This window comes from Rhodanobacter sp. A1T4 (assembly GCF_014207185.1).
Lineage (GTDB): Bacteria > Pseudomonadota > Gammaproteobacteria > Xanthomonadales > Rhodanobacteraceae > Rhodanobacter.
Genome location: NZ_JACHCP010000002.1, coordinates 567830 through 579151, shown reverse-complemented (window position 1 = coordinate 579151; position 11322 = coordinate 567830). Strand labels below are relative to the sequence as shown.

Genomic DNA, 11322 nt, shown 5'->3' with positions numbered 1-11322 from the left:
CCAACGCACCAAAGCCCTAAAACATCGCTCAAGGTTCTTGCAGATAACGTTTTGCAAGGGAATGGCCGCGCACCAAAAGAACCTGCGCATGGTGCGTGTCCAAGTGCCGTTTCTGGTGCGTCTGGTGCGCTTGGTGCGACTGATGCACTAAAACGGTTAGACGCTTGCCAGCTTGCTGCACTTGAGTCGATGCAGCGCGACACCGACGACCGACATGCCGGACGTGTACCGGCTGGCGACACGGCGGCGATGCACTGCGAACTGTGCGGCCCGGTCTGGATACATCCGAGCATTGCCGAGGTGTTGCCGGTGGTCGACCATTGGCCGCGTGCGCTGGGCTGCCCGTGGTGTTTTGTGCGCAAGGCCGGTGGCTATATTCCGCGTCCGTCGGTGGCCTTATGACATGGCAACCGGGCTTACCCCTCGTGACGGCTGCCGACCACGCCGACTGGCAAGTGTGGCGTAAGGCTCGAAAGTTGGCGCAGCAGCGCGAGAGCCGGAAATTGTACCCACGCATCGACTACTACCCCAGTGATGAAGCTTTGCGCATTATCGGCGCACAGCGGGGCGACTATTCCAGAGTGATTGATGCGCTGGTGCTGATCGCCGCTGGCGAGCTTCCGGAATAAATAACAATGATTTACAGACGAACTGAGTCAGCTCGTGAATCTCCTTATACCGCCGTTAGATAGAACAGGTCTGCAGACAAACGCACCAGGAAAGCGATCAGTTTTGATTTAGGCGGTTTCCGCGCGCGCGATCAAGTTAGAGGCAAAAATGACGGCAAAGCGAATTTTTGAACCAGTACGCGCGCGGGCGAATGACTTAGCTGGGTTGCCTGTTTGGGCGGCGGCCTACCTACAGAAGCATGCTTGGCTAGCAGCGCATATGCGTGTGCCTTGCGGCGGTCGACGGCGTAGCGATGGCCAGCCCTGTACCGCGCTGAGCGTACCGGGCAAGCGCCGTTGTAAATGGCATGGCGGCCATTCAACAGGGCCGCGCACCGCAGAGGGTAAGGCGAAGGTCGCAGCGAACCTTCCAAAGCGCTCCGTTGCTGATTAGATGCATGCCTCGCTGGGTTTCTCTACGCTTCGCCCGCGCGTGGGCGCGCGAATGACTTTGGTTATTAGGGAGCAGTCAATGGCCGTATGTTTTTTTCGTTCCGGCCCTGCCTGTATACGGGTTTACGTTTCCCTTTGAGGAGAAATTATTAGTCTTGCTGCCGTCGGCACGCGAGCGGTTCGATGGCGCCACCCGGTTTCCGTTGCGCTTCGAGTATCCGTCAACGTGACTGGCGTAGGCACTTTGGTGCGGGTTTCTTGTCCCGGCACCAACTGCGCCGGTGGCCAAAATTAGACCTAAGGCTAAGATCACGGGTTTCATATCCTGCGCCTTTGTTGAAGGTTATGAATGTCCATCTCCATCATCGATTGCTGATGCTTGAGCTGGGCAATTGTTTTATTCATCTCGTCTAGCTTAATCAGTAGATAAATCCCCCATGCGGCCGCCATTATCAGCAACCCCCGCTCCGGCGAAACATGCCAATTTGCGTCGCTGATTTCTGCGTAGATAAACCACAAAAGTGCGCATCCTACGAGAAGCAAAAGCAGTTCCCATGCTGCGCAAAGGGAAACAAAAACGCCGATGCCTCCCAGAATAGGAGGGACGAAAGCTCCTCCTTGGTTGTGATCGAGCCATGCATAAAAAGCTGTCGATAGAAACACACCGCCGAAGGCGATTGGATATCTCCAATACCAAGGCCATCGAAAGATGTTCTGCATCGTTCCTGAATCAGTCAGGGGAATTTTCCAACGTGTAGCTGCCATGTCTCCCCACTCTTGAGGGCTGCCGCCCACCTGTCTGCCTGCGATTGCTATAAGTAACGTGACTCATAGTCCGTGGTTTCATAGTCCACATCAAGTGAACGTAAGGGAGTGGATATCACCCCTTACATTGGTCCCGCATTTCGCTTGTTGCGGGAAAGCATTGATTTAAGTCAGGAGGAGCTAGCGTTCCGGGCTGGGTTAGATCGAACCTACGTCAGCGGGATAGAGCGGGGACGGCGCAATCCTTCACTCAAGTCAATGCAGCGACTTGCTGCCGAGCTGTCGCAATCGCTAGATCAAGTTTTTATTCTCGCGCGCGAGTTGGCCGAGAAAATGGATGACGCGCCAGTTCAGAGGCGAGTCAAAAAGCGGACGAGCGGCGGCTAAGGCTGAACCACTCTCAACGCAATGGGCTCAAGCGTCTTACGTCGTCTTCGGAAATCACCTACAGCCTCAGATTGCGTAGGCCGATACCATTCGTGCATCGGATAGCCGTCCCATGCAGCACCCAACCTAGGTGGTTGTTGTGAGCATCCAGGGGCGCTGCAACGGCTGACCAGTCGGCCAGCAGATCGAACGAAAAGGATTTAGCGCGTTTGGGTTGTCGGGGCATGGCTGCAGGGTAGACGGCTGCCGTCTCATGCGATGATGTGCAATACAGGGCAAGTATCTATATTCAACGAGCGCGATTTGCGCTAGATCGGGATCTGGGGAAACTGATGGAAATGGATGCTGAGGGTTATAAGAACGCGCTTTCTGGATTGACGGATCTGCCGTACATTTCGTCGGAAATGCTCGAGGAGTTCCATAAAGCCAAAGGAATTACCGACATAAAGTGCCACCGTTGTGGGAACGAGGGCTGGTTCGTTTATTCGAGTCCGGAGGTAGGAGGTAATGGAATACCTGCGGCAAAAAATGAGAGTCGGGTTGACGTAGATTTGTTCACTCCGGTCATCATGCTCTCCTGCTCGAATTGCGGAACAATATGGATGATGGCCCTAGCCGCCGTCATGCAATGGCTTAAAACCACTCGCTACGCCGAGATGATGAAGGATTGACATGGGAACTTTGCACAAGCTCGGAAGCTATGGAGACAACGAAAATCACCCTTCGGGACTTGCAGGCGGCAATGAGCCACCCCATGATGACGGTATGAAAGAGCGCATCGACAGATTGGACCGCGCCGTGGAGCGCATAGATGCTGACCTGGGTGCCATCAAGGTATCAGCTGGGCGTATCGAGGAACGGCTGTCGCACATGCCGACCAGCGCGGAGCTTCTGCGCGTAGTGAGTAACGTGCAGTGGACGATCCTCGGCGCTTTGTTGCTGATCGTCCTTGGTGCAGCTCTTAAATGGGCGTGGCCATTCATTTTCAAATGACCCATAACCTCACGTAATCCCGAGAGCCCGCCATGCGCGGGTTTTTTGTTGGGTGATTAAAGCTTGTTAGGCGCTGCGCGCATCCGCAATCCGCAAGCTTCGCAGTTGAGCGAATGACTTTGGGCCAATTCAGCGTCGAGCCGAAGATCTGGCGCCGAAAAATGTTTGAGGGTAGAACTGTGGGTATGTTTCAGATGGTTGAGGGATAAAGCGGTTAAGTATCAACCGCTTGCCCTATCTACATGGTGGCCGGGGACGGAATCGAACCGCCGACACGGGGATTTTCAATCCCCTGCTCTACCAACTGAGCTACCCGGCCGAAGATACACAACCGCGCGGGTTGTTCGTTCCATGTAGAGCCGCGCATTAAACCGAATACGCGGGTTTTCGTCAAGACTCAGTATCAGGAGTGACGTAGCCAGTGGGTTTGGCGAAGTCGCCGCCGAACAGGAATTTCTCCATTTCTTCGGCGAGATACTTACGCGCTTTCGGATCGAGCGGGTTGAGGCGGTATTCGTTGATGAGCATGGTCTGATGGCTCAGCCATTGTTGCCACGCGGGCTTTGAAATCTCCGCATAAATGCGTTGACCCAAGGGACCAGGCCATGGCGCGAAATCCATACCTTCGGCATCGATGTCGAGCTTGCTGCAGTGAATGGTGCGGCTCATGGGTGATCCTCGGCGGTTACGGCTTTGCAGACAACAGTTATGGAAGATATTTGGTGCAAGGGGTGCGCCAGCCGGTCACTGGACTCAGACTCAGGCCAGGTCATTGATCTTCAGAAGCAGCTCACGCACCGGCGCGGGCAGGCCCAGTGTGACGAGCTCGTCTGCGGTGCACCAACGCTGTTGCGGATTATCGGCGATGCCGTGATGTGCTGTCGCCCCATCAAACAACAATGGCTCGATATTCAATCGATAGTGGCTGAAAACGTGCACGAATGAAGTGAGCGTCTGCGCGTCGTCGATCTGCGCGAGCTTTTGCGCAGTCGACCACGCGGTAGTTGCATCGGCCGCTTCAGGCAGGCTCCACAGGCCGGGCCAAACGCCGAGCGGGCCGCGGCGCTCCAGCAGCACGCGTCGCCGTGCATCGCGCAGAATCAGCATCGCCGTAGTGCGCGTTGGAATGGCCTTGGCTGGTTTGCGGCTGGGCAATAGCGCGGTGAGGTTGTCGCGATAGGCGATGCAGTCGCCTGCTAACGGACAGGCTTCGCATTGAGGGCGTGAACGCACGCAAATCGTGGCGCCCAGATCCATGATCGCCTGCGTGTAGTCGGCCACGCGTGCGGTGGGTGTGTGGGCGTCGGCATGCTTCCACAGCTGCTTTTCCACCGTGCTTTGACCAGTGTGGCCGTGGATGCCGTGATAGCGGGTCAGCACGCGTTTCACGTTGCCGTCGAGGATCGGGAAACGTAGTCCGTATGCCTGTGCCAATATCGCACCAGCGGTCGACCGGCCAATGCCGGGCAGGGCGGCGAGCGCATCGTAATCGCGCGGCATCTCACCGCGGTATTGCGCGATGCAAATCTGTGCCGCGCGATGCAAAAAACGGGCGCGGCGGTAGTAGCCCAGGCCTGACCACAAGGCCAGCACGGTGTCTTCATCGGCTTCGGCGAGATCGCGCAGTGTCGGCAACGCGGTGACGAAGCGTTCGAAGTAGCCGACGACTGTACTTACCTGGGTCTGCTGCAGCATCACTTCGGATAACCATACGCGGTAGGCGTCGCGCGGATGCTGCCAGGGCAGGTCCTTGCGGCCGTGCTGGTCGAACCAGCGCAGCAGCCGTTTTGCCACGGATAACGTCATGGTTTTTTGTTGACCGCAAGTTGGGTCGCGGCGGGTTTGGCGACGAGCGCCGTGCTGGCAGCGGCCGGCACGCTGTCGCCGGTATCCAGTGTCAGCCCTTCGATGGTGACGCCAGCAGCCTGGAGCTTGGCCATTTCAAGGTGACCGTTGACGGGGGGGGCATTGAGCGGCAGCGGTTGTTCACCGCCGAGCTGATTCCACCAACTGGCCAATGCCAGCGGTGGCAAGCGCAGGTCGGCGTGGTTGCCCGGTCCATCCAGTTTCAGTACGAGCAGTAGCGGATTGGTCTGGTCGGCTGGCGTAAGCAATAGTGAAATCGCGTATTGCCCAGCATTGGCCTGGTCGAGCGTACCGGTCAGGTTGGCTGCTGCATCGGCAGCACCATGCCAGCGCGCGCTGCCGCTCAATGCGAGAACCAGCAAATTGCCTTGCGAGAGATGCAGGGCGACATCATCCAGTTGCAGCGAGTTTTCGTGGATGCGCGGCGTGGCCGATAGCCGAAGTTGCAGTGGCACGCCTGTTGCCGTAGTGGCGGATAGACTCAGCGGAAATGGCTGGCCCGAGATCAGGCTGCCGGCATTGAGCCAGACGTTGCCAAGCAGTAGCTGATCACCGCGTACGATGCTGCCGCGCACGATGTTCACGCCGGTATCGATACGGGGGATATTGGTCGGCGCACTTTGCGGCTGAGCGGGCAAGGCGGTCAGCCACGCTTGCAGCGCTTCGAGGTCGACTCGGGGTGCATCAATCTGCAGTTGCGAGATGACGGTTGGGCCGCCAAGCAATGTGCGCCACGGTAGCTCCAGCTCCCCGTGCGCGGCCAGCAGGATCGGCACGCTGGCATTTTGCGCGTTGATGGTGATGCCGTTGAGATCCAGCGCCGGGCGCGGAAACAGCGTTGGACTGGCCGGGCTGGCGAGGTTCAACTCAAGCCCTGCAGCGCGTGCCTGGGCTTGGAGCATGGCAGTGAAACGATCCGGCTGCAGCAGCAAATAGACGGCTGTGACCACGACGAGCACAACCGTCAGCGCGAGGCCGCCGAGCGTTAGCAGGATCAGTCGCCACCGGCGCGGCATCGATCAGCCCCGTGATTGCCGGTGGTCAGTCATGGCTGCGCTCATCCTGACCAAGGCTGGTGGGTAAAAGGCCGTCGACAAACGCCTCGACTTCGAACGTGCGCAGATCCGTCGCGGTTTCACCGAGTCCGACGAATCGGATCGGAAGGCCGAACTCACGCGCCAGCGCGAAGATCACGCCGCCCTTGGCAGTGCCGTCAAGTTTGGTGACGACCAGTCCGGTGACGCCCACGATCTGGCGGAATTGCCGCACCTGATTCACGGCGTTTTGGCCGGTGGTGCCGTCGATCACCATCAGCACCTCGTGCGGTGCATCGACATCGATTTTTTTCAACACGCGGGCGATCTTGCCCAGTTCGTCCATCAGGCCACCCTGCGTGTGCAGACGACCGGCGGTGTCGGCGATCAGCACATCGGCGCCGCGCGAGCGCGCGGCCTGCAATGCATCGAAGATCACGCTGGCCGAATCGGCATCCTGTCCCTGCGAGATCACCGGCACCTGGTTGCGCTCGCCCCAGGTTTTCAGCTGGTTGACGGCGGCGGCGCGAAAGGTGTCGCCGGCGGCCAAGATCACTGAACGTTTTTCGTCGCTCCAGCGACGGGCCAATTTGCCAATGGTCGTGGTCTTGCCGGCACCGTTGATGCCGACAGTCAGCACTACAAAGGGTTTGTGACCAGTCACATCCAGCGGCTTCTCGATCGGCTTGAGCATGGCGACCAGCGACTCGCGCAGCGCTTTCAGCAACGCCGGTGCGTCGGCAAACTCGCGCTTGTGCATGCGCTTGCGCAGGTTTTCGACTAGCTCGGTACTGGCCTCGATACCGACATCGGCGCTGATAAGCGTGGTCTCGAGCTCGTCGAGCAGATCGTCGTCGAGCTTGGGATGACGCACGAACAGTGAGGTAAGCCCGCGGGAAAACGCATTGCCGGACAGTCGATCGCGCCAGCTGCGTTTGGCTGGTGCCTGATCTTCGGTGATGGCGCTGATAGCAGGGTTGTCGGCCTGCTGCTGTCCCACGTTATCTTGATCGCCCGGTTGTGGCTCGATACTCGCCGGAACTTCCGCCAGAACCTCGCGCAGCATTGCCTCGCTGCTTTCCGGTGTGGCGGCGACATCAGCCGATGAGGGAGGGGTAATCGGCTCCGACGTGGTCTCGGTGGGCTTCTTCTTCCAGAACTTGAGCATTGCGGCGGCGATTCAAAGACAATGGCGGGCATGCTATCACCCCAACCTATACTGCCCGCTGAGGATTCCGTAGCACGGAGGCGCATGTGAGCGCGGCGCGCGCCGCCGGGCCCGGGCGCATCCGCATCATCGGCGGCAGCCTGCGCAATTCCCGGCTTGACGTACCTGATCTGCCGGGGCTGCGCCCGACGCCCGAGCGAGTGCGGGAAACCCTGTTCAACTGGCTGGCGCCGACGATTGAAGGTGCGCGCTGTCTCGATCTTTGCGCCGGTACCGGCGCGCTGGGCATCGAGGCGCTGTCGCGCGGCGCGGCCAGTGTGCAATTCGTCGAGCGCGATGCGCGTGCGGTGCAGGCGTTGTGGCAAAACCTCGATAGGCTGAAGGCAGCTGCCGGCCAGGTGGCCGCCACCGACGCGCAGCAGTTCCTCGGCGGCTCGCCGCAGCCGGCAGATCTGGTGTTTCTCGATCCGCCGTTTGCCCTGGATCTCTGGAGCGGGCTGGCACAGCAGCTGGAGCAGGGCGGCTGGCTGACCGCGCGGGCCATCGTCTATGTCGAGTCGCCGCGTGCCGTGGTTCCCCCGTTGCCGCCGAACTGGCAGCTGCACCGAGAAGGTCATGCCGGTGAGGTGCGCTTTGCGCTCTATCGGCGCTAATACTAGTGATGACACGCCATAGTTGGTGCCTCGAATCCATGCGCCTACGCATGGCTTGGCTCGGTGATCCACCACCGCGCGGCTTCCGTTAAGCTACGCGGACTTTTCATCGACCTTCCCCGTCTCATAGAACTCCGTCTCGTGAACAAACCTTTGGGCAATCCGCGCTTTGCCGTTTATCCCGGCACGTTCGATCCGATCACCAACGGTCACGCCGACCTGGTGGCGCGTGCCGCACCATTGTTCGACCGCGTGCTGGTAGCGGTGGCCGACAGCTCCAGCAAGGGGCCTGGCTTCAGCATTGACGAGCGAATCACTCTGGCGCGGCTGGCGCTGGCCGATCTGCCCAATGTTGAAGTGCGTGGCTTCGATTGCCTGCTGGCAACCTTTGTCGAGGAAGTGGGGGCTGGCGTGATTATCCGCGGCCTGCGCGCGGTGTCGGATTTCGAATACGAATTTCAGCTGGCGAGCATGAATCGTCATCTGATCCCGCAGGCGGAGACGCTGTTTCTGACGCCAGCGGAGCAATACAGTTTTATCTCCTCGTCGCTGGTACGCGAGATCGGCCGCCTCGGTGGCGACATCTCCGGTTTCGTCCATCCGGCGGTACAACAGGCCATGCGGCAGCGCTGGCAAAAGAGCCGAGCCGGCTCCCACAAGCAACCCGAAATAGAAGGTGATCACCATGCGTAAGTTCGCTCTCATCGCTGCCCTCGCGCTGGCCGCTACCCTGTCCCTGAGCGCCTGCAACAAACAGCAGGACGACCAGCAGGCCGGCCCGGCCCAGGCACAGCAGGTGCCCAAGCCCACCAACCCGAACGACGCCAAGGGGTGGAATGACTATCTCGGCGACCTCGTGCAGAAAAATCTGCAGGGCATGACCGCCAGCCAGCCATTCGCTTATCTGGTTGATGCCGGTGATACCGACGAGGCCAAAGCCAACAACCAGCGGCAGCTGTCGAACGTGCAGGACTCGGTGGCTCGCGGCGTGCTGCCGGGTAACCTGATGGCCTTTGCCGGCGCCAATTCCGGCAAGACGGCCGACTTGCTCGTCGCCGCATTCAAGGATGCCAAGCCGGGTTCGTTCAAGGACGTGATCGTGTTGTTCATCGGTGACAAGGCCGACGAGCAGCGCGTGACCGACGTGATCAAGCCAACGGGTGCGACGTTCCACTTCGTGGCGATGTAAGACCTCGCGAATAGCTGTGGCCGCGTCTCGCGGCCACAGCTCGCGGGCTTCCCTGTTTACGGATAGGGTGAACAAAAGGCTGCTCCCGGCCGTATCGCCGCAGTGACGAAACTCTGCGTGCCAGCTCGACCATTACCCCGGGAATCACGCGCCCAGCATGTATTATTGAATGCATGTCTCTCAAAATCCTCGATACCTGCGTCAACTGTGACGTCTGCGAACCGGCTTGCCCGAACAAGGCAATTTCGCTGGGTGAGGAGTTCTATGTGATCGATCCGGACCTGTGCACCGAATGCATCGGTCATCACGACGAGCCGCAGTGTGTGGTGGTCTGTCCGGTCGAATGCATCATCACTGATCCCGAAAACGTCGAGTCGCACGAGCAGCTCGATCTCAAATACCAGCACCTGATGGCCAAGGAGTCTGTTGCATGAAGGTATCCCTGCGCTGGCGCGCATTGTCGTGCAGCCTGTTATTCGTGACGAGTGTCGCCTGTGCCGCCGACGGTTCACCAAAAGATTCGCCTTCAACGTCGATCAAGTCTGTCGCCCCCCAGCAACGCCCGGGTCATGCGGCGATCGCCAGCGCCAATTTTCTCGCCACCAATGCCGGCCTCGAAGTGTTGGCCAAGGGCGGCAATGCGTTTGACGCAGCGATCGCGGTTGCGTCGACGCTCTCGGTGGTGGAGCCGGAAAGCTCCGGCATCGGTGGTGGTTTCATGGGCGTGCTGCATCGGGCCAAGGACGACCACGACACGTTTATCGACGCTCGCGAAACGGCACCGATGGCGGTCAACAGCAAGGACTACCTCAACCCTGACGGCAGCCCGAACCGCGATGCTGCGTTGAAAGGTCCGCTGTCGGCGGGCATTCCCGGCGAACCGGCAGGCCTGGTGCTGATCGCCAAACGTTACGGCAAGCTGCCGCTGCAGCAGTCGCTGGCGCCGGCGATCCGCATTGCCCGTGATGGCTTTCAGCCGGACCCGCGTCTGCTGGGTGCAATCAATGAGCAGCAGAAAGATCTGCAGCGCTGGCCCGCCTCGGCTGCCAAATATCTGCCCAATGGTGCGCCGCCGGTGCAGGGCGCCATCTGGCGCGATCCCGATCAGGCACACACGCTCGAACTGCTCGCTGCGAAGGGCGACGAAGGTTTTTATCACGGTGAGACGGCGGCCAAGTTGATTGCTGCTGTGCAGGCGGCTGGCGGCAATTGGACGCTGGCTGACCTGGCCAATTACCGCGCGAAGGAGCGCACGCCGATCACGGTCAACTATCGCGGATACCGCATTGTGACCGCGCCACCGCCGTCGTCCGGTGGTGTGGCGATTGCCGAGATTCTCAACATATTGTCTGGTGTCGATCTGGACAAGCTCGATCAGGCGCATCGCGTGCATTACGTCGTCGAGGCAATGCGTCGTGCGTATCGCGATCACAACGATTACCTGGGCGATCCGGATTTCGTCACTATGCCGCTGGACATGCTGCTGTCGCCGTTCTACGCCGATGGTTTGCGTCAGAGCATCCTGCCGGATCGGGCCACGCCATCGTCGATGTTGCCGGCCGCCGAGGCTAGCGAGCCAGGCATGCATACCACGCATTTTTCGATCATCGATGCAGACGGCAATATGGTCGGTATCACCTCGACGGTGAACTACGTGCTGGCCTCCACCTTCGTCGCTGCCGGTACCGGCGTGCTGCTCAACGACGAGATGGATGACTTCGCCCTGGTGCCGAACAAGCCCAACGTCTATGGCTTGCTGGGCAGCGTGGCTAACGCGCCAAAAGGTGGCAAGCGCCCACTCTCGTCGATGTCGCCGAGCATCGTGATCGGTGCCGATCGCACCGCTGTTATCGGCTCGCCGGGCGGCTCGACCATCATCACCCAGGTGCTTGAAGGCATCCTCCATTTCATCGATGGTGAGAGTGCGAAGCAGATCGTCGCGGACAAGCGCTATCACCATCAGTACATGCCCGACGAAGTCGACGTGGAGACCGGCACGTTTGACCAGCCCACCAGCGACGCGTTGACCCAGATGGGCTATGCGTTGAAACAGCGGGAGTCGTGGGGTTTCATGAACGTGGTTACCTGGGATCGCAAGGCCAACCAGCTCGATGCGGCCAGCGATCCACGCCATCCATCCGGCCTCGGCAAGGTGCAGTGATCGCGTGACCGCGAAAGCTTCTATCCGTCATGCATTGCCGCGATT

At 59.7% G+C, this 11322-nt stretch carries 15 protein-coding genes and 1 tRNA gene; 10 read left to right on the top strand and 6 right to left on the bottom strand.

Translation table 11 applies throughout. From position 1 onward, the window contains the following. The first annotated feature begins 189 nt into the window (after positions 1 to 189). Complete coding sequence (locus HDE80_RS05905) at positions 190 to 402, top strand: hypothetical protein (protein ID WP_184668712.1); 213 nt, start codon at positions 190 to 192, stop codon at positions 400 to 402. Beyond that, positions 399 to 629: a hypothetical protein gene (locus tag HDE80_RS05900; protein ID WP_221437432.1), complete on the top strand. Its 231-nt coding sequence runs from the start codon at positions 399 to 401 to the stop codon at positions 627 to 629. The genes HDE80_RS05905 and HDE80_RS05900 overlap by 4 nt, the downstream gene beginning before the upstream one ends. Before the next feature lie 750 nt (positions 630 to 1379). On the opposite strand, the gene HDE80_RS05895 is transcribed toward HDE80_RS05900, so the two are convergent. Further along, on the bottom strand, positions 1380 to 1826 hold the full coding sequence (locus HDE80_RS05895; protein ID WP_184668708.1) for a hypothetical protein: 447 nt from the start codon (positions 1824 to 1826) through the stop codon (positions 1380 to 1382). Between the two features lie 108 nt (positions 1827 to 1934). Here HDE80_RS05895 and HDE80_RS22340 point away from each other — a divergent pair, with 108 nt between their 5' ends. From HDE80_RS22340 to HDE80_RS05880, 3 genes are all read left to right on the top strand, one after another. Further along, on the top strand, positions 1935 to 2213 hold the full coding sequence (locus HDE80_RS22340; RefSeq protein ID WP_184668706.1) for a helix-turn-helix transcriptional regulator: 279 nt from the start codon (positions 1935 to 1937) through the stop codon (positions 2211 to 2213). A 332-nt stretch (positions 2214 to 2545) separates the two neighbouring features. After that, positions 2546 to 2884 (top strand): hypothetical protein, encoded by a 339-nt coding sequence (locus tag HDE80_RS05885; protein WP_184668704.1) that lies wholly within the window; start codon positions 2546 to 2548, stop codon positions 2882 to 2884. 1 nt (position 2885) lies between these two features. Further along, positions 2886 to 3206, top strand: a complete 321-nt coding sequence (locus tag HDE80_RS05880) for a hypothetical protein (RefSeq protein WP_184668702.1) — start codon at positions 2886 to 2888, stop codon at positions 3204 to 3206. Between the two features lie 243 nt (positions 3207 to 3449). On the opposite strand, the gene HDE80_RS05875 is transcribed toward HDE80_RS05880, so the two are convergent. From HDE80_RS05875 to ftsY, 5 genes are all read right to left on the bottom strand, one after another. Further along, a tRNA-Phe gene (locus HDE80_RS05875) sits at positions 3450 to 3525 on the bottom strand. A gap of 71 nt (positions 3526 to 3596) precedes the next feature. Further along, positions 3597 to 3875: an oxidative damage protection protein gene (locus tag HDE80_RS05870; protein ID WP_184668700.1), complete on the bottom strand. Its 279-nt coding sequence runs from the start codon at positions 3873 to 3875 to the stop codon at positions 3597 to 3599. A 90-nt stretch (positions 3876 to 3965) separates the two neighbouring features. Then, positions 3966 to 5012 carry an A/G-specific adenine glycosylase gene (gene mutY, locus HDE80_RS05865; RefSeq protein ID WP_184668698.1) on the bottom strand — a complete coding sequence of 349 codons (1047 nt, stop codon included), beginning with the start codon at positions 5010 to 5012 and terminating at the stop codon, positions 3966 to 3968. Continuing rightward, complete coding sequence (locus HDE80_RS05860; RefSeq protein ID WP_184668689.1) at positions 5009 to 6088, bottom strand: AsmA family protein; 1080 nt, start codon at positions 6086 to 6088, stop codon at positions 5009 to 5011. The genes mutY and HDE80_RS05860 overlap by 4 nt, the downstream gene beginning before the upstream one ends. 25 nt (positions 6089 to 6113) lie before the next feature. Continuing rightward, positions 6114 to 7274: a signal recognition particle-docking protein FtsY gene (gene ftsY / locus HDE80_RS05855; RefSeq protein ID WP_184668681.1), complete on the bottom strand. Its 1161-nt coding sequence runs from the start codon at positions 7272 to 7274 to the stop codon at positions 6114 to 6116. Positions 7275 to 7360: 86 nt separating this feature from the next. On the opposite strand from ftsY, the gene rsmD reads away from it, so the two are divergent. From rsmD to ggt, 5 genes are all read left to right on the top strand, one after another. Beyond that, positions 7361 to 7927 (top strand): 16S rRNA (guanine(966)-N(2))-methyltransferase RsmD, encoded by a 567-nt coding sequence (gene rsmD / locus HDE80_RS05850; RefSeq protein ID WP_184668671.1) that lies wholly within the window; start codon positions 7361 to 7363, stop codon positions 7925 to 7927. A gap of 153 nt (positions 7928 to 8080) precedes the next feature. Next, the gene (gene coaD, locus HDE80_RS05845; RefSeq protein ID WP_184601139.1) at positions 8081 to 8620 is read left to right on the top strand and encodes a pantetheine-phosphate adenylyltransferase; all 540 of its coding nucleotides are present in this window, start codon (positions 8081 to 8083) and stop codon (positions 8618 to 8620) included. After that, positions 8613 to 9116: a hypothetical protein gene (locus tag HDE80_RS05840; RefSeq protein WP_184600887.1), complete on the top strand. Its 504-nt coding sequence runs from the start codon at positions 8613 to 8615 to the stop codon at positions 9114 to 9116. Before coaD ends, HDE80_RS05840 begins: the two co-directional genes overlap by 8 nt. 173 nt (positions 9117 to 9289) lie before the next feature. Beyond that, entirely contained in the window at positions 9290 to 9550 is a 261-nt protein-coding gene (locus HDE80_RS05835) for a YfhL family 4Fe-4S dicluster ferredoxin (protein WP_184600888.1), read from the top strand. Beyond that, entirely contained in the window at positions 9547 to 11277 is a 1731-nt protein-coding gene (gene ggt / locus HDE80_RS05830) for a gamma-glutamyltransferase (RefSeq protein ID WP_184668661.1), read from the top strand. The genes HDE80_RS05835 and ggt overlap by 4 nt, the downstream gene beginning before the upstream one ends. Positions 11278 to 11322: the final 45 nt, after the last annotated feature.